Source organism: Dactylosporangium sp. NPDC051087 (assembly GCF_055586325.1).
This window is the reverse complement of record NZ_JBVJIJ010000025.1, coordinates 69,708-87,467: the sequence shown is the minus strand read 5'-3', so window position 1 is coordinate 87,467 and position 17,760 is coordinate 69,708. Positions and strand designations below refer to the sequence as shown.

At 73.1% G+C, this 17,760-nt stretch carries 16 protein-coding genes; 4 read left to right on the top strand and 12 right to left on the bottom strand.

From position 1 onward, the window contains the following. From ACZ6TV_RS39575 to ACZ6TV_RS39540, 8 genes are all read right to left on the bottom strand, one after another. Positions 1–1,284, bottom strand: coding sequence for an MFS transporter (locus ACZ6TV_RS39575; RefSeq protein ID WP_465303845.1), 1,284 nt, complete (start codon positions 1,282–1,284; stop codon positions 1–3). Next, positions 1,271–1,885: a hypothetical protein gene (locus tag ACZ6TV_RS39570; protein ID WP_465303843.1), complete on the bottom strand. Its 615-nt coding sequence runs from the start codon at positions 1,883–1,885 to the stop codon at positions 1,271–1,273. Before ACZ6TV_RS39570 ends, ACZ6TV_RS39575 begins: the two co-directional genes overlap by 14 nt. Continuing rightward, complete coding sequence (locus ACZ6TV_RS39565) at positions 1,882–2,961, bottom strand: glycosyltransferase family 4 protein (RefSeq protein WP_465303841.1); 1,080 nt, start codon at positions 2,959–2,961, stop codon at positions 1,882–1,884. The genes ACZ6TV_RS39570 and ACZ6TV_RS39565 overlap by 4 nt, the downstream gene beginning before the upstream one ends. Then, positions 2,958–4,013 carry a glycosyltransferase family 4 protein gene (locus tag ACZ6TV_RS39560; protein ID WP_465303839.1) on the bottom strand — a complete coding sequence of 352 codons (1,056 nt, stop codon included), beginning with the start codon at positions 4,011–4,013 and terminating at the stop codon, positions 2,958–2,960. The genes ACZ6TV_RS39565 and ACZ6TV_RS39560 overlap by 4 nt, the downstream gene beginning before the upstream one ends. 24 nt (positions 4,014–4,037) lie before the next feature. Next, positions 4,038–5,033: a formylglycine-generating enzyme family protein gene (locus ACZ6TV_RS39555; RefSeq protein WP_465303837.1), complete on the bottom strand. Its 996-nt coding sequence runs from the start codon at positions 5,031–5,033 to the stop codon at positions 4,038–4,040. Between the two features lie 4 nt (positions 5,034–5,037). Continuing rightward, the gene (locus ACZ6TV_RS39550) at positions 5,038–6,723 is read right to left on the bottom strand and encodes a WD40 repeat domain-containing protein (RefSeq protein WP_465303835.1); all 1,686 of its coding nucleotides are present in this window, start codon (positions 6,721–6,723) and stop codon (positions 5,038–5,040) included. After that, positions 6,720–7,388, bottom strand: coding sequence for a GTP cyclohydrolase II (locus tag ACZ6TV_RS39545; protein ID WP_465303833.1), 669 nt, complete (start codon positions 7,386–7,388; stop codon positions 6,720–6,722). The genes ACZ6TV_RS39550 and ACZ6TV_RS39545 overlap by 4 nt, the downstream gene beginning before the upstream one ends. 432 nt (positions 7,389–7,820) lie before the next feature. Further along, positions 7,821–9,017, bottom strand: coding sequence for a methyl-accepting chemotaxis protein (locus tag ACZ6TV_RS39540; protein ID WP_465303831.1), 1,197 nt, complete (start codon positions 9,015–9,017; stop codon positions 7,821–7,823). A gap of 287 nt (positions 9,018–9,304) precedes the next feature. On the opposite strand from ACZ6TV_RS39540, the gene ACZ6TV_RS39535 reads away from it, so the two are divergent. The 4 genes from ACZ6TV_RS39535 to ACZ6TV_RS39520 all read left to right on the top strand — a co-directional run bounded on the left by ACZ6TV_RS39535 (position 9,305) and on the right by ACZ6TV_RS39520 (position 12,470). Next, positions 9,305–9,601 (top strand): DUF1330 domain-containing protein, encoded by a 297-nt coding sequence (locus ACZ6TV_RS39535; RefSeq protein WP_465303829.1) that lies wholly within the window; start codon positions 9,305–9,307, stop codon positions 9,599–9,601. Positions 9,602–9,660: 59 nt separating this feature from the next. Continuing rightward, on the top strand, positions 9,661–10,209 hold the full coding sequence (locus ACZ6TV_RS39530) for a hypothetical protein (protein ID WP_465303827.1): 549 nt from the start codon (positions 9,661–9,663) through the stop codon (positions 10,207–10,209). 83 nt (positions 10,210–10,292) lie between these two features. Beyond that, positions 10,293–10,883 carry an HD domain-containing protein gene (locus tag ACZ6TV_RS39525; RefSeq protein ID WP_465303825.1) on the top strand — a complete coding sequence of 197 codons (591 nt, stop codon included), beginning with the start codon at positions 10,293–10,295 and terminating at the stop codon, positions 10,881–10,883. 141 nt (positions 10,884–11,024) lie between these two features. Beyond that, positions 11,025–12,470 (top strand): phenylacetate--CoA ligase family protein, encoded by a 1,446-nt coding sequence (locus tag ACZ6TV_RS39520; RefSeq protein ID WP_465303823.1) that lies wholly within the window; start codon positions 11,025–11,027, stop codon positions 12,468–12,470. A 127-nt stretch (positions 12,471–12,597) separates the two neighbouring features. Here the strand turns inward: ACZ6TV_RS39520 and ACZ6TV_RS39515 are convergent, their stop codons facing one another. From ACZ6TV_RS39515 to ACZ6TV_RS39500, 4 genes are all read right to left on the bottom strand, one after another. Next, complete coding sequence (locus ACZ6TV_RS39515) at positions 12,598–13,971, bottom strand: serine/threonine-protein kinase (protein ID WP_465303821.1); 1,374 nt, start codon at positions 13,969–13,971, stop codon at positions 12,598–12,600. An 84-nt stretch (positions 13,972–14,055) separates the two neighbouring features. Further along, complete coding sequence (locus ACZ6TV_RS39510; RefSeq protein WP_465303819.1) at positions 14,056–14,982, bottom strand: carbohydrate kinase family protein; 927 nt, start codon at positions 14,980–14,982, stop codon at positions 14,056–14,058. Between the two features lie 49 nt (positions 14,983–15,031). Next, positions 15,032–16,090, bottom strand: a complete 1,059-nt coding sequence (locus tag ACZ6TV_RS39505; RefSeq protein WP_465303817.1) for a CapA family protein — start codon at positions 16,088–16,090, stop codon at positions 15,032–15,034. 34 nt (positions 16,091–16,124) lie between these two features. Then, positions 16,125–17,723: a class I adenylate-forming enzyme family protein gene (locus ACZ6TV_RS39500; protein WP_465303815.1), complete on the bottom strand. Its 1,599-nt coding sequence runs from the start codon at positions 17,721–17,723 to the stop codon at positions 16,125–16,127. Between the last annotated feature and the right edge of the window lie 37 nt (positions 17,724–17,760).

Below are 17,760 nucleotides of genomic sequence, written 5' to 3'. Positions count from 1 at the left end.
CTACGCCTGCGAGCGGTCCGGTTCGGGGTCCTTGACGGCCGGCCGGCCGGCTTCGCCGCTGGTGGGGTCGGGCGCGCGGCGGGTGGCCAGCAGGGAGGGCAGCGCCGTCGCCAGCAGCGCGGCGGCGCCGATCCAGTAGACCGTGCGCGGCTCCAGGGTGTGCAGCAGCACGGTACTGGCACCGAAGACCACGATGCCGGCCAGGGAGACGAGCGAGCCGGTGGTGGCGAAGTACGTGCCCTGCTGTTTGGCCGGCACCAGCAGTTGCGCGGCGGTGAGGTGGTAGATCCAGGCGCTCACAGCCAGTCCCAGCGCGCCGTAGGTCAGGATGCCGGTCCAGTCGCTGGTGAAGGAGAACGCGACGGCCAGGCCGGCCACGCCCACCGAGCCGATGAGCAGGATCGCGGCGGCGCCGAGGCGTCTGGTGATGAGCGGGATCAGGCCGCCGGCGATCACCGCGCCGAGGCTGTAGCTCATCTGCAGGCCGCCCTGCGTGCCCGCGCCGTGCCCGCCGGCGCTGACGTACGGCGCGAGCAGCGAGGACAGCAGCCGGTGCATGGACTGCAGGCCGACGTACAGCAGCGTCATGTGCAGGATCTGCCGGTGGCCGACCATCAGCCTGCCGGTGTTGACGAAGCCCTCCCACGTGCCGGTCCGTTTCACCGGCTCCGCCGAGGCCGCCGCCGAGGCCGCGGGCGGGGTCGCCGCCTTCCACTGCCGGGTCAGGCCGATGACGGCCATCCCGATCCCCGACAGCAGGAACGAGACGCCGTTGATCGCCAGGCCGGTCAGCGGGCCGGCGGTCGCCACCACCAGGCCGCCGCCCAGCGCGCCGAACGCGATGCCGAGCTGGTAGACGAGCGTGGTGGTGGCGTTCGCGGCGAGCAGTTCGTCCGGCGCGGCCAGCCGGTTCACGAAGACGCGCGACGCCGCGCCGTAGAACTGCCCGCACAGGGCGAGGACCGACTCGACGGCGTACAGGTGCCATGGCACGAGCAGGTCCGCCGACGACGCGAGCGGGACGGAGAACACCGCGGCCGCCGACACGACGTCGACGACGATGAGCAGGACCCGCGGGTCGAAGCGGTCGACGATCGACCCGACGACCGGCGCGAGCAGCACACCGGGGACGGCGGAGAACAGCAGCAGCAGCGGCACCGAGTACGCGACACCGGTCAGCGACAGGATCAGCCACGACGCGGCGACCACATGGATCGTGCTGCCGATGAAGGACAGCAGGGTCGCGACGAGGAACAGCTGATACGCGCGGTTACCCCGGATCACGGTCACCTCCGTCCTCGGGCCAGACCGGCCGCTGCCGCGCGTCCCGGCTGACCGTGTCGGAGGCGAACAGCCGCGGGAACGTCCTGCGCTCGACGATCAACGAGGTCAGGCCGGGATAGGCGCGCACGAGGACCGCCGACAGCGCCTCGTCGGTGAACCGGGTCGCCAGGGCGGCGGCGATCAGCGACACCACCGCGCTGTCGTCGTTTCGCAGGCTGTCCATGGTGTACCGGCCGAGGACCGTGCCACGCTCGTCGGTCAGCGTGACCGGGCCGCCGCCGGGTGCGGTGCCGATGTCGAAGCGGCCCTCGCCGCCGATCCTGCGCAGCGTCATCACGGGCCGGTCGCCGGTGCCGAGCGCCCACACCTGGCCGTGCGTCTGGACCAGCGCGAACGTGCCCGCCGGCAGGTCCAGCGCGTCGAACTGCTCGGGGTGCACCAACACGTCGTGCAGCGTGAGCCCGGCCGCGGACCGCCAGCCCGGCACCCGGAAGACCTGCAGCTCGGCGTCGAACGTCGGCATCCTGAGGAACATCCCGAACAGCGGCAGGCCGTGCGGCAGCTGGTCGACCGGCAGGCTGTCGAGCTCGGCGGCCCTCATCGGGCCGCTCCCGCCCGGTCGCCGGCCAGCGACGCGGCGAACTCGCGGTGCCGGCGGGGCGCCGAGTCGTGGTAGGCGCGCAGCGCGTCGGCGGAGCGCGCCATCGCCGCCCGCGCCGGCCGGGGCCAGTGCCCGCGCAGGAACGACTCCACCGTGTCGCGCAGCGCCGCCGCGTCGCCCACGTCGACCGTGCGCGCGGCCGGGTAGCCGGCCACCAGCGCCGGCAGGTTGCCGGACCGGCTCACGACGACGGGCCGGCCGGTGATGACGGCCTGCGCCACCGACATGGAGTAGGGCTCGCCGCGGGCCTGGATGCCGGCCGTCGGATGGACCACGAGGTCCGCCGCGCCGATCGCCGCCCAGCTGCGGTCCGGCTGGTAGTGCACGAAGCGGATCCGGCCGCGCTCCCGCCACGGCTCGACCCGCCGCAGCAGGGCCTCGTCGAGGTTCGGGTCCCACAGCAGGTGCTCGCTGCCGGCGTGCACGAAGTCGAAGTCGTAGCCCCGGTCGAGCAGGTCGGCGGCCATCGTGAGGGAGAGGTCGCTGCCCTTCCACGACGAGAGGCGGGTCGGCTGCAGCACCATCGGGCGGCCGCTGTCCGCGATCGGCGGCGGCCCTTCCACCGCCCGCGGCAGCGCCAGCGGCAGCACGGTGACCGCCGCGGACGGCACCTCGGCGCGCAGCTCCGCCGCGACGAACTCGGAGTGGGCGACGAGCCGCCCGCCCAGCGCGGACCAGCGGCGCAGCGCCTCGGTGTCGGTGCCGCGCACCGCCAGGTTGTGCACGTCGAGCACCCGGGCGGCGGGCAGGTGCCGGACCAGGTGATCGGTGACCTCCGGCCGGTGCCACTGCGGGTTGTGCAGGTGCACGACGTCGGCGCCGGCCAGCCGCCGGGTCAGGTCCGCCAGGTCGGCCGCCGACCCGCCGCCGCCCGGCTCCAGGCAGGGGTGGAACACCGCGGTGCGCGCGTCCCGGGTACCGGCGAAGAACTCGGTGTCCATGGTCAGCGACTCGAGGTGGGTCTCGATGCCGCCCATCGTGGGCAGCGCCGCCCAGTGCACGTGCGCGACCCTCATCGCGCACCCGCCTCCGCTTCGCCGATCATCCGCTCGTACTGCGCGACGTAGCCGGACGTCATGCGCTCCGCGGTGAAACGGCGGTCGAACGTGGCGCGGACGAGTCCCCGGTCGAGGCCCGCCGCCGCGTGGACCGCCTCGACGGCGGCGTCGACGTCGGAGACCCGGAAGCCGGTGACGCCGTCGTCGACGATCTCGGTGACCGAGCCCATGTCCCACGCGACGACCGGGGTGCCGCAGGCCATCGCCTCGATGAGCACGAGACCGAAGGGCTCGTTCCAGTCGATCGGGAACAGCAGTGCGCGGGCTCCCCCGTACAGCTCCTGCTTCTCCTGGTCGGAGACCTCGCCGAGGAACTCGACGGCGTGACCGTCGATGTGCGGCGCGACCTCCGCCTCGAAGTAGTCGCGGAAGATGTCGTCGACCTTCGCGGCGATCTTCAGCGGCAGGCCCGCCCGGCGCGCGATCTCGATGGCGCGGTCGGGTCGCTTGCTCGGCGCGATGCGCCCGACGAAGAGCAGGTATCCGCCGTCGCCGTCGTCGCGGGTGTACAGGTCGGCGGGGATCCCGTGGTGGACGACGCCGCGCCAGTTCATCGACGGGCGGTGGCTGCGCTGATCGTGGGAGATGCCGATGTAGGGCATCTCGGCGAAGGCGTCCAGCAGCGTGCCGATGTCCGGGCCGAGGCTCATCGGCATGTGCACGGTCGTCAGCGACTTGTGCCGGTGCGGGTAGAACGCCGGCAGGTGGTAGAAGCCGGTGTGGAAGTGGATGACGTCGAAGTCGTCGACCCGGTGCAGCAGGTCCATCATCATCTTCATGTAGATGGCGACCGTGAAGTCGCGGAACGGCCCGGTGTCGGCGAGCCGCAGCGACTGCGGGCAGGCCGGCACGAGGTGGGCCTTGGTGGTCGAGTCGCCGCTGGCGAAGAGCGTGACGTCGTGCCCCTGGGCGACGAGCTGGTCGGTGAGGATGCCGACCACCCGTTCGACGCCGCCGTAGCGGGCCGGGGGCACCGGCTCGAACAGGGTTGCCACTTGTGCGATCCGCATGGGTACTCCTTCGATAGATCCGTATCAGATGTCCGCCGCCACCCGGAACCCCATCGCGTAGAGCGAGCGCGGGTAGGGGCCGTGCCGGCGCTGGCAGCGGGCCAGGTCCCGGAAGCGGTTGAACGCGCCGCCCCGGGCGATGCGGTAGTGGCCGAGCCGCCGGTACAGGTCGTCCTCGACGAGCCGGCCGCCCGGGTACGGGAAGTAGTGGCTGGACGTGTACTCCTCGACGTTGCCGGCCAGGTCGTAGGCGCCGCACCAGGACCGCCCGCCGGGGAAGGCGCCGATGGGGCTGCTCGCCATGAGCCGGCATTCGAGGGTGTTCGCCAGGTCCGGCCGCCACCCGGCGCCCCACGGGTAGCGCGGGCCGTCGGGGCCGGCGGCCGCGTACTCCCACTCGGTCTCCGTCGGCAGCCGGTAGGCGCGGCCGGTGCGGCGCGCCAGCCATGCGGCGTACGCGTCCGCGGCGGGCGGCGTGACCGTGTACACGGGATGGTTCGCCTCGGCCGGGTGGTACCGGCCGTAGCCCCAGTGCGTCGGCAGCTCCGGGTACGCGGTGTCGGCCAGGAACGCGGCGTACTCGGCGTTGGTCACCGGATACGTCGCGATCCGGAACGGCCGCACCACGACCTCGGCGCGGGGGCACTCCTTCGCGATCCAGTCCCGCCGCACACCGAACCGCTCGGTGTCGGCGTGCAGTTCGTCGACGTCGCCGTCGGCGGTGCCCATGGGGAACCGGCCGCCCGGGACCTCGACCGTGGCCGGGTGCCCGCCGGGGCGCACCCGCGGGTCGCCCAGCAGCGCCAGCATCGTGCCCGCCGCGAGCCGCGTCTGGACCGGCTCCGCGGCGGCGTCGAGGGTACCGAGCAGCGCCGCCGGGTCCCCGACGCCGCCGCCGAGCACGTCCGTGACCGGCAGCCGCTCGGCGGCGGGCACCTCGTAGCTCTCCGGAAGGCCCATCGCGGCGCGGTCGGTGAGCGCGTTGATGTCCGCGTCGGTGAGCGCGACGTCCGAGGTCATGGGCTCAGACCTTGACCTGGTAGACGTTGCCGTCGTAGGAGCTGGCCAGGAAGCAGCCGAGCGTCGGCGCGTAGGACATCGACGAGATGCCGGCGGTCGTCGGCCGGTCGTTGACCACCCAGGAGCCGCTGCCGCGGTCGTAGACGCAGACCCGGCCGTGGTAGCCGCCGGTGCCGACGTAGCGGCCGTCGGCCGACGCGCTGACGCACTTGATCGAATGGTCGTGCGGCGTCTCGATGACGGCCGGCCGCTGCCGCGGGTCCCAGATCCGCAACAGGAGGTCGCGGCTCACGCTGGCGAAGTAGCCGTCGCCGAGCCCGGCGCAGCCGTTGGCGATCTTGTGGTGCGCGTCCTCGACCGTGGCCACCGGTTGCAGGTCGTCGGCGCGGTACCAGGTGGCACTGGTGTCGGCGCAGACCGAGAAGAGGTAGCCGCCGGACTCGGCGACGCCCTTCACCGCGTTGGCGTGCAGGCGCAGGTCGGTCACGTGCCGCAGGCCCTCGCCGGTCTGTTCGAAGACCAGGCCCTCGCCGGTGTAGGCGCCGATCACGACGTGCCGGCGGCCGTCGTGGACGAACCCGGCGCCGCAGTTGAGCGGTGAGCGGTGCTGGTGCACCTGGGCGCCGGTCCCGGCGTCGAACAGCCTGCCGAGCTGGCCGCCAGTGTAGACGCGGTCGCCGACGGCGACCAGGAAGTTGCACAGGCTGCCGGTCTCGGCGACCGCGGCGCCGTCGCGGCGCACGATGCCGGCGTCGCCGACCGTGATGATCCCGGACCCGGCATCGGCCAGGACGGCGTTGACCCCGCCGGTCGGCGGCACCGCCTCGGCCAGCCATTCGCCGGTGCGGTGGTCGTACGTGCGGTACGTCGCGCCGAACGTGGCGAACACCAGGTGGGTGTCGCCCGCGAACGCGCACGATCGGGGCCACACGTCGGCCGGCAGGTCGGCCGTCGCCACCAGCACCGGCTCGCGGTCCGCCACGTTCCACAGCTTCATCGTGCGGTCGTAGCTCAGCGTGACCAGCAGCGCGCGGCCGTCGTCGAGCACGACCCGCTTGACGCCGGCGTCGTGCGCGTCGAGCGTCGTGCGGCCGCCGTCGTGGACGACGATGATCTGACCCTCGTCGTTGCCGGCGTAGATCGTACCGGCGGAGGAGATGGCGATCGTGTCGGTCTCGACGCCGTCCATGTCGAGGTCGGTGATGAGCTGCCGCGAGCGCAGCGACCAGCGTTTGATCGTGCCGTCGTCGCTGGAGGAGACGAGCTCGTCGGCGTCGGCCGACCACTCGACGGAGATGACGTCGGCGGTGTGCCCCTGGAACCTGGCGACCAGGCCGCCGTGGAAGTCGTACACGCGGACGTCGTGGTCGCGCGAGGCGGTGGCGATCAGCTCGCGGGTCGGGTGGAACGCCGACATCTCCACGTCGTCGGCGTGGTCGGCGAGCACCGCGATCAGCCGCAGCTCGGGCAGCGACCACAGCCGGGCGCCGTAGTCGGACGACGACGTGACGGCCAGCCGCCCGTCCGGGGAGAACGCCACCTGGTTCGCGAGGTGGTCGTGCCACGCCCGCGCGATGGGCGTCTTCGACGGCATGTCCCACAGGATGATCTGGTTGTCGTAGCCGGCGGTGAGGACGTACGTGTCCTCGAAGGCGGCGATTCCGCTGATGGGTCCCCGATGTGCGATCACGGTTGCTCCTTCTGCAGTTGGATCGTGTGTCCGCCCTGATCGAGCTTCGCCCGCAGGTAGTCCTGGTTGGACTGGTTGAGGAACACGCCGGTCGGGACGATGGAGTCGACCTCGATGCCGTTGCTGCGCAACTGCTCGGCCTTGTCCGGGTTGTTGCTCAGCAGGCGGACGCACCGGATCCCGAGCGCTCTGAGCATCTCGGCGGCGACGCGGTAGCTGCGTTCGTCCTCGGCGAAGTTCAGCTCCCGGTTGGCGGCGAAGGTGTCCAGGCCGCAGTCCTGGAGCCGGTAGGCGTCGATCTTGTTGTACAGCCCGATGCCGCGGCCTTCCTGTCGCAGGTACAGGATGACGCCGCCTTCGCCGGAGATGCGCTCGACGGCCTCGGCGAGCTGCGGGCCGCAGTCGCAGCGCGCGGACCCGAACACGTCGCCGGTGAGGCATTCGGAGTGGATCCGGATCAGCACCGGCGCCTGCGCGGCGCCGACCGCCGGGGCGCGGAAGCGTAATGCGATGTGTTCGAGCTCGTCGCAGAGACCGTCGAAGCTGATCAGTTCGGCGTCGGACCAGGCGGTCGGCTCGCCGGTGGTGACCGGCACCCGCACGATGGTGCGGGTCGCCGGCCGGCAGGCACTGGTCGCCTGCCGGGCGTGGTCGGTCTGGTGCACTGCTGCCTCCTGCATCTGCCCTGTTCGGGCGGCCGGTAGCGGGCCCGCCGGGGCACGCCGTCCGGGGCGGGCGGGCCGTCCGGGCGGTTGCGGGGCATGGCGGGCCCCGCGTGCGGACGCGGCCGCACACGGCGTCTGACGGTGAGCGTGGTGATCCCGCCCGGCTCCAGGCGATCGGATCCACCGGAACCCCAGGGGGCGGTCTGCGCTCGCAGTATCGAGATCTTGCCGAGGTCAACGACTTAATCGATCAACATCCATACTACGAGAGGCGACCCGAACCGGCAGTGATCAGCACGGTCCTCGGCCCCCCTGGCGGCACCCCCGCGCAGGTCACCCGCGCCGCGCCCGGGCGTTATGTCCGCCTGTGACGCCGGTCACACGAGGTCGTTTCCGCGGGTGCCGGTGCCCGAGCCGGTGTTGACGTGCCGTTCAGACCTGGAAGCGGGCCACGACCGCCTTGAGCTCCTGCGACATGTCGGCGAGCTCGCCCGCGGCCCGCGCGTTGTCCGTCGCGCCGTGCCTGGTCCGCTCGGTCGCCGAAGCGACGGTGGCGATGTTCCTGGCGATCACCGCGCTGCCCTCGGCGGCCGCGGCGACGTTGCGGGTCATCTCGTTGGTCGTCGCCGTCTGCTGCTCGACGGCCGCGGCGACCGACGTCTGATAGGCGTTGATCCGCTCGATGATGGCGCTGATCTGGTTGATCGCGCTGACCGCGCTCTGCGTGTCGGCCTGGATCGCCTGCACCTGCCGGGCGATGTCGTCGGTCGCCCGGGCGGTCTCCTGCGCCAGGTCCTTCACTTCCCCGGCGACGACCGCGAAGCCCTTCCCCGACTCGCCGGCCCGCGCGGCCTCGATGGTCGCGTTCAACGCGAGCAGGTTCGTCTGCTCGGCGATCGCGGTGATCGTCTTGACCACGTTGCCGATCTGGACCGACGATGCGCCGAGCTTCATGACGATGTCACCCGTCGTCCGGGCCGCCTGCACCGCCTGCGCGGCGACACCGGCGCCGTCGCTGGCGCTGCGGGCGATCTCCTCGATCGACGCGCGCATCTGATGCGCCCCGTCGGCCAGCGTGCTGATGTTCTCCGACACGGTGCCGGCGGTGCCGGACACCGTCGCCGCCTCCGTGGACGCCTCGGCGGCGCCGACCGAGATGTCCGAGGACGTCTTCGCCATCCGGTCACCACTGGTCGCCAGCCGCTCCGCGCTGACGTGCAGCATCTGCACGGCGTCCCGGACGTGCCGGGTGCCGACGTTGAGCGCGTCCGCGGTCTCACCGACCTCGTCGTGGTAGCCCACCCGCAGCGTCCGGGTCAGGTCGCCGCGCGCCATGGCCACGGCCACCTCCCGCATCTGCCGCAGCGGCCGGACCACCTGACCGATCACCAGGTACGCGACGATCGTCGCGATGACGATCCCGACCAGCATCACGACCGCCAGCGTCCGCACGGCCGTGGAGTAGGTCCGTTCCGCGGCCCGCGCCATCGCCCGGGCCGTGGTCTGCTCATAGGCGCTGATCCGCACCAGGATGTCCTGCGCCGCGTCGGTCATCTGGTTCGCGCGCATCCCGATGTCCTGCATCTTCGGGTCGGTCGGGGAGGTGGCCGCCAGCTGCCGCAGCAGCACCTGGAACGCGTCCCAGTTCGTGCGGAAGTCGGTCGTGAGCGCAGACCACGGCGGATCTGTAGGGGAACGGGGCGCACGGCACCTCGGCGCGCGGGGACCTGGATCTCGGTGAGCAGCTCGGTCAGCGACGGCGCGACCCACCGCGCGCCCATGGTCGACTCGTGGTCGACGAACAGCACCTGGCCGACCATGCCGTGCGGCCTGATCCGATCGTAGGGTGCCCGCCGCAGCAGTGAAATGTCCGACTCCGCGTTGCGCCGCGCCCGAGGCGTCGCTGAGATGAGCGGGTGACTGTCTATGCGATCGCGCAGATCTCCGTGCACGACCGGCCGCGGTACGAGCGGTACGCCGCCCGCTTCATGCCGATCCTCACGCAGTACGGCGGCCGGCTCCTGGCCGCCGACGAGCACGCCGCCGTCGTCGAGGGCAGCTGGCCGCACGACAAGGTCGTCCTGATGGCGTTCGACGACCGGGCCGCCTTCGAACGCTGGGCGTCCTCGCCCGAGTACCGGGAGATCTCCAAGGACCGGGTCGCCGCCACGGAAGGCGTCGTGCTCCTGGTCCACGGCCTGCCAGGCGCCTGACGCGGCGCTCTTGACGCGGCGCCGCACCGCGGCCGGCGGCAGCCACTAGCATCATGGCGATGACCGAAACACCGGAGCCGAGCCTGCGCGACCGCGTCGTCAACTACCGGGCGAGCCGCGACCTCTCCGGTCACCGTGCCGCCGCACGCGTCTCCGCGTATCTCTACGGCAACATCATCCTCTTCGCCACGCTCATCCCCGTCAGCGCCGAGCAGGCCGCGCACGGGCACGGGCTGAAACTGCTGCTCGGCGTCGCCGTCTCGACCTACGTGGCGCACGTGTTCGCCGAGATCGTCGGCCACAGCGCCCAGGCCGGCGAGCCGATGACCCGCTCCGCGATCCGGCACGAGCAGCGTGACTCGCTGCCGATCGTCTCGTCCGCCGTCGTGCCGTGCGTCCTGCTCGGCACGGCCTGGGCCGGCTGGCTCCCCGGCGGGACGGCCGTGCTGCTCTCCGGCATCTACCTGCTCGTCCGCATGGCGGGGGTCGGCTTCCTGGTGGAGCGGCTGCGGTCGGCCCGGCCGTCCTTCCGGACCCTGCTCGCCGGCATCGCGCTCGCCACGGTCGCGCTCGCCATCGCGCTGCTCAAGGCCCTGCTGGGCCACTGAGCTCCACGCGGCCGAGGCGGCCCGCCCCGAAATCACCCCGGAACCCGCCGCGGCGCGGCGGACCGTCGCGATATACGTGAGGCATGTTCCCGGAGACCCCCGCCGCCACGGCCGCGCTGGCCGTGGCCGGCCGCTACTACTCGCCCGCGCTGCTGAACCATGCCGTGCGCTCGTACCTGTGGGGCATGGTGTACGGCGCGGCGCACGGGATCGCCGTCGACGACGAGCTGCTCTACGTCACGGCGCTGCTGCACGACCTCGGGCTGACGGAGCCGTTCGACAGTCACCGGCTGCCGTTCGAGGTGGCCGGCGGGCACCTCGCGTGGACGTTCTGCGTCGCGGCCGGCTGGCCGCAGCGGCGGGCCGCCAGGGCCGAGGAGATCATCGTGCTGCACATGCGCGACGACGTCCCCGCCGGGCAGGACCCCGAGGCGCACGTGCTGCAGGTCGCCACGAGCTGGGAGATCGTCGGCCGGCACCCGGAGGAGTTCCCGCCGGACACCCGGACCGACGTGCTCGCCCGGTACCCGCTGCTGGGATTCGGCACCGAGTTCCTGGCCTGCTTCCAGGACCAGGCGCAGCGCAAGCCCGGCAGCGCCGCCGCCGCGTCCGTCCGCGGGGACGTCGCCGGCAAGATCGCCGCGAACCCTCTGGCAGCCACCCGGCCCGCCTGAGTCGCACTCCGTGGTCCACGGCGCGCCCCTCGCGACCTGGACCACGGCCGCGCTCGTCGCGTACGTCGCCGCCGCCGCGGTCGCCGCGCACGCCCGGGTCCAGGCGATCGACGAGCGGTGAGCGTGCAGTACGTTTCGGGGATGCATGCACGCGCGGCGCGGACCCTGGAGCGGCTCGGCGAGTTCTACGCGGCACCCGTCGCGCCGCTGGGCGGTGATCCGGCCGCCCGCGCGGTGGAGCTGTTCCGGGAGGTCGCCGCGTCCGTGCCGGCGTACGCGGCGTTTCTCGCGGAGCACGGTGTCGACCCGGCGACCGCGCGGTTCGAGGACCTGCCGCTGGTGACGAAGGAGTCCTACCTGCGCCGGTATCCGCTGCCCGAGCGGTGCCGCGGCGGGCGGCTCGACGCCAACGACACCGTGGCCGTGTCGTCGGGCTCGTCGGGTTCGCCGACGGTGTGGCCGCGCAGCGTCGTCGACGAGCTGGCCGTGGCCCGGCGGTTCGAGGACGCCCTGGTGCACAGCTTCGGCGGCGACGGGCGCAGCACCCTGGTCGTGGTGTGCTTCGCGCTGGGCAGCTGGGTCGGCGGCATGTACACGGCGGCCGCGTGCCGGCATCTTGCCGCGAAGGGGTATCCGGTCACGGTGGCCACGCCGGGCAACTCGGTCGAGGAGATCCTGCGCGTCGTCGGGGAGCTGGCGCCGCGGTACGAGCAGGTCGTCCTCGCCGGTTACCCGCCGTTCGTGAAGAACGTCGTCGACGAGGGTGTGCGCCGCGGCGTCGACTGGCCGGCGCACCGGGTGAAGATGCTGCTGGCCGGTGAGGTGTTCAGCGAGTCGTGGCGGGACCTGATGGGGCGGCGCGCCGGGATGACCAGCCCCGAGCGTGACTCGGTGTCGCTGTACGGCACCGCCGACGCGGGCGTCCTGGGCAACGAGACCCCGCTGAGCGTGCGCGTCCGCCGGTTCCTGGCGTCGCGGCCGGAGCTGGCCCGTGAGCTCTTCGGCGACCCGCGGCTGCCGACGCTCGTGCAGTACGACCCGATGCTGCGCTACTTCGAGTGCGTCGACGGCACGTTGCTCTTCACCGGCGACGGCGGCGTGCCGCTGGTGCGCTACCACATCGCGGACGAGGGCGGCCTGATCGGCCACGCCTCGCTGGTCGAGTTCTGCGCGCGGCACGGCCTCGACGTGTCGGGGCCCGGCGACGACGAGCGCCCGTTCGTCTACGTCTTCGGCAGGTCGCTGTTCACCGTGTCGTACTTCGGCGCCAACATCTATCCGGAGAACGTCACCGTCGCGTTGGAGGACCCGGCGCTCGCCGACCACCTGACCGGCAAGTTCGTGATCCAGGTGCTGACGACCGCCGACGAGGACCGCCGCCTGTCCGTCGTGGTCGAGCGCGCCCCGGACCGCCCGGCGCCCGATCCGGGCCGGGTCGCGGCGGCGGTGCGCGACACGCTGGTGAGGCTCAACAGCGAGTTCGCCAACTACGTGCCGGCGGAGTACCGGACGCCGGTGGTCGAGGTCCGTGAGCCCGGCGACCCGGACTACTTCCCGGTCGGCGTGAAGCACCGCTACAGCCGCTGACTCACGGCTTCGGCCGGACCTCCTTCACTTCCGCGGCCATCGTGCCGCCGGGGCACTTGACCTTGATCTCGCTCCTGTTGGTGGGTGCGAGGAGCACCGCCTTGACCTCGTCGGCCGGGCCGGGCCGTTACTCCTGCACGGTGTAGCCCTCCGTGAGCTCCAGGCTGAGGGCCTGCGCCGTCTTGCCGGTGCACTGAGCCCACAGCACGCCGCCCAGAGCCTGGATCGTGACGCCGGGTGCCGGCGGTGGCGCCGGCGACGCGGACGGGGTCGGGCCGGGCGCGGTCGTCGGCGACGGCGGCGCGGTGGCACCACCGGCGGGCTGGACGGTGCCGGTCGGCCCCGGGCTGATGGAGGAGGTGCTCTGCGCCGGCGACGACGCCGAGGTGCTCGGCTCCGCCGGGGACGGGGCGGCGATGGCCGGGGCCGCGGCCGATCCGGCCGGCGCGGCCGCCGGATCGTCGCTCGCGGGGCCGAACGCGACGAGGACCGCGGCCGTGCTCGCCGACGCCAGCACGGCGACGACGCCGGCGACGACCGTCGTCCGCCGGCGACGACCGGGATCGCCGGCGGCCGCGGCGGCCACCGCCGGATCGCCGACCGGGGACGCGGCGGTCCTGCGAAGGTCGTCCGCCGAGGGCGCGACGGGCCCGGGGAGGTCGTCCACCGGCGGGGACGCGATGCCCGCGGCGGCGGCGAGCACGGCCGCCACCTCGGCGGCGGGCGGGCGGTCCGCCGGGTCCTTGGCCAGGCACCGGTCGCAGATCTCGTTGACCTCGACGGGCACGCCGCTCATCGGGGTGAGGGGCTCCGGCTCGACGTAGACGTGCGCGGTGAGCATCTGCGACGGGGTGTCCGCCTCCCACGGCAGCTCGTCGGTGAGCGCGCGGTGCAGGAGCAGGCCGAGAGCGTAGACGTCGGAGGCGGGCAGGACCTCGTCCCCGGTGAGCCGCTCCGGGGCGAGGTACGCCGCGGTGCCCAGCAGCTGGCCGTCCTCGTCGAGGTCCGGCGCCCCGGCGATGGCGGCGAGCCCGAAGTCGACGACCTTGGCCCCGGACGGGGTCAGCATGACGTTGGCGGGCTTGACGTCGCGGTGGACCACGTGGCGGGCGTGCGCGGCGGCGAGCGCCCCGGCGACCTCGGCGCACACACGCAGGGCGGCGCGCGGCGGCAGCGGACCCCCGGCGAGCCGCTGCGACAGCGTGCGTCCGTGCAGCAGCTCCATCACCACGTACGGCACGGTGTGGCCGGTGTCCCCGGTCGCCTCGCCGTAGTCGTAGATGCCGGCGACGTGTGGATGCTGCACCTGCGCGGCGGCCTGCGCCTCGGCCAGGACCCGGCGCCGGGCGGCCGGGTCGGCGGCCTGCGCGCCGGCGAGGACCTTGACCGCCACATGCCGGTTGAGCAGCTCGTCGTGTGCCTTCCACACCACGGCCATCCCGCCGGTGCCGAGCTCCTCGGTCAGCCGGTAGCGACCGGCGAGGACTTGATCCCGCAACATGCTGATCACCGTCCCCGTAACGGGCGCCTCCGACACATCGGCAAGGTCCCAGGATGGTCTCGGTGACGGCGCGACCGCGGAGCGTCAGCGGCCAGCCAGCCAGTGCGGCGACCGCTCGGCGCGCGTCACGGCCTGCGTCAGCCGGTCCGCCGAGATCAGCTCCTCGTGGGTGCCGTGCGCTCCGCACGCGAACGCGCCGGAGACGGCTCCCGCGAGCGCGCATTCCTCGACGGTACGGCCGGCGAACCAGCGGCTCATGAAGGCCGTGCTGAACGCGTCGCCGGCGCCGTTGCTGTCGACGACCGGGCGCTCGGGCTCCGCCACGGGGAAGCGGCGCACCTGCCTGTCGGCGCGGGTCAGCACGCGGCAGCCGGCGTCGCCCTCGGTCGCGACGACGAGCTCGGCGGTGCCCGCGTCCAGCAGCAGGCGCATCAGGTCGTCGATCTTCTCCGGTGCCGCGGCGGAGCTGAGGAAGACGATGTCCGCCTCGCGGGCGCAGGCCAGCCCCCAGGGGTTGACGCCGTCCCAGGCGTGGATGTCGCAGGAGGTGGTGACGCCGAGCCGCCGGGCGTCGGCGAACGCGGCCATGTCCCGCCCGCCGATGTGCGCGTGCCGGGTCCGCTCCAGCAGCGGCAGGTAGAACTCCCGCGGCAGGGTCAGCCCGGCCGGGTGCCGGCCGTCGTAGAACGAGAACCGCCGGCCGGCCGCGTCGACCAGGTTGACGCTGCGCGGCGTCCCGTTGGGCGCGGGCAGGCTGCTGAAATCGAGGCCGGCCGCCGCGTACCGCCGCAGGATCAGCTCGCCCTGCTGGTCGTCGCCGAGGAAGTCGACGAACTTGGTGCGCAGCCCGAGCGAGTGGAACCCCAGCGCCACCCCGTTGCCGGAGTGCGCGACGTAGTCCTGGATCGGCGGGACGTGCATGTTGTCGCTCGCCGGGATCGCCAGGTCCGGCACCCGCACGATGGTGTCGACCCCGACCCCGCCGATCACCAGCACATCGAAGTCAGCCACGCGGGTGATCATAGGCGGGTCACGCCGGTCGGGGTGCCCCGTGCCGTCTTCAGGCGGCCGGTGGGGCGGGGGCGAGGCCGGTGCAGCGGCGCAGGTCGGCGAACTTCTTGGCGGCGGCCGTCGCGGCGCCGCCGGTGAGCGGCTTCGGCTGCCCGGTGCCCGAGACGACGGCCGGCACGAGTTCGGCGGCGGTGACCGAGCGGCCGCGGACGTGGACCTTGAGCACGCCGGTGTCGGCGGAGCCGACGTACCAGACGAAGTTGCCCAGGCCGTAGGCCACGTAGGTCCGCCCGAGCCAGCCGTCGCCCTGCAGGACGTGCGCGTGCGCGCCGATGATCATGTCGGCGCCGGCGTCGGCGAGGGCCTTGGCGAAGGACTTCTGGTTGGCGTTGGGGCACGGGTCGGTCTCGGTGCCCCAGTGGTTGAACACGACGACGAGGTCGGCGCGGTCGCGGGCGGCCTTGACCGCGGCGACGGCCCGCGGCACGTCCCAGGCGAGGGCGATCCCGGGCGTCGACGGACCGGCCTTCCAGCTTTCGGCGAGGGTGTGGATCTGGCTGTACCCGACGATCGCCACCCGCACGCCCCGGGCGGTCAGGATCAGCGGCGCGTAGGCCTCGTCGATCGTGCGGCCACCGCCGACCGTGGGCATCCCGGCCGCCGCGGCCGCGTCGAGGGTGTCGGCGAACCCGACCCGGCCGTAGTCGAGGGCGTGGTTGTTGGCGATCGACACCGCGTCGATCCCGGCGGCCTTCACCGCCTCGTACGCCGTGGCGGGCGCCCGGAAGTGGAACTCCTTCGGCTCCGGCGTGCCCCGCGTGGTCACCGCCGTCTCGAGGTTGACGACGGCGAGGTCGGCGGCCGACAGGACCGGCGCCATGGGCCCGATCGCGGTCGCCGGGTCCTTCAGCAGTCCCGCCGTCCGCTCGGTGAAGTGCACGTCCCCGCCGAACGCCAGCGTCAGTTCCACGGCCGCCGGCGACGGTGCCGGCGACGCCGAGGACGACGAGGTGGGCGGGGACGACGTCGGGGACGACGAGGCCTGGGACGGCGTGCCTGAGCTGCATCCGGCGAGCAGCAACGCTGCCACCACGATCACTGCCTTCACAGCGCACAGCGTACGAGCGGCGCGCCCGCGTCCGTCAGCCGCGCAGGCGCTGGCGCAGTTCGGCCTTGGCGACCTTCCCGCCGGAGCCGCGGGGCAGGTCGGCGACGATCTCGAGGCGCTCCGGCCAGTTGTCCCGGGAGACCCCGCGGGCGTCCAGGTGCGCGCGCAGCCCGTCCAGGTCGAGCGACGCCGCCTCGCGCAGGACCACGACCGCGCAGACGCGCTCGCCGAACGTCGGGTCCGGCACGGCGACCGCCGCCACCATCGCCACCGCCGGGTGCGAGCCGACGTGGTCCTCCACGGCCGCCGCGCTGATGTTCTTGCCGCCCCGGATGATGAAGTCGGACTTGCGGTCCACGACCCGCAGGTAGCCGTCGGCGTCGATGGTGCAGATGTCGCCGGTGAGCATCCAGCCGTCGGCGGTGAAGAGCGTCTCGTTGGCGACGGGATCGCCGAAGTACCCCAGGCAGGTCGCGGGACCGGCGCAGGCGGCCTGGCCGGGCCCGCCGGCGGCGGTGACGTCCGTGCCGTCCGCCGCGAACAGCCGCACCCGCATCGCGTCGATGACCTTCCCGGCGGTCCGCAGCCGCTGGTCGGTGGTGTCGGTGACCGAGGTCCGCGACAGGGCGCCGGTCTCGTTCGAGCCGAAGAACTGCAGCACCTTCGCCCCGGTGCGCCGCTCGAACTCGGCGGCGCGCTCGAACGGCACGGCCTCCCCGCCGGTGAACATGACCCGCAGCGACGACAGGTCCACCTCGGACGCGAGCGGCGAGTTGAGCATCATGATGAACTGGGTGCTCACGCAGCACACGACGGTGACCCGTTCGCGCTCGATGAGGCGCAGCGCCTCGTCGGCGGTGAAGCGGGGCATGACGACGGTGGGCACGCCGAGGATGGTGGGCGTGAAGTTGGCGGTCCACTGCGCGAAGCCGTAGGGCGCCGGGATCAGCGTGAGGAACACGTCGTCGGCGCGCAGGTCGCCGCACTCGACGGCGAGCTCGTGGTAGTAGTACCACCGGTCCTGGTTGTGCACCACGCACTTCGGCATGCCCGTGGTGCCGGACGTGGAGTTCAGCAGGTGGATCTCGTCCCGGCGCAGCTCGTGCGGCCCCTTCGCGGCGGCGTCGGCGTCCGGGAGCTTGTCCAGCAGCAGGTGTACGCCGATGCCGAGGCCCTCGACGAGCGCGCTGACGGGCTCGCCGCGGTGCAGCTCCTGGCTGACGAGGGCGGTCGCGCCGCCGACGGTCAGCAGGTGGCGGACCTCGAGGCGGGCGGCCCGTGGGCCGATGGCCACGACGACCATGCCGGCCTTCATCGCCGCGAGGTACACCACGTGCACCTCGACCCCGTCGGGCAGCAGCACGCCCACCCGCGCGCCGCGCGGCAGCCCGGCGTCGGCCAGCCGCTGCGCGAACGCGGACGAGCGGGCGTCGAACTGCGCCCAGGTGAGCCGGTCGTCGCCGGCGACGAACGCGACGCCGTCCGGCTGCGCGGCGGCGTGCCGGCGGACCGTGTCGGGCAGTGTCTCGCCGTCGCGCACCCCGGCGAGGCGGTCGGCGACGTAACGCTCGTGGACGCTGCCGGGCGCCGGCGCGGCACCGGCCGGGAACAGGTCGTGCACGAAAACCCCCAAGACCTCTACCAAACAAGCGCTTGGTTGTGCCATTCTG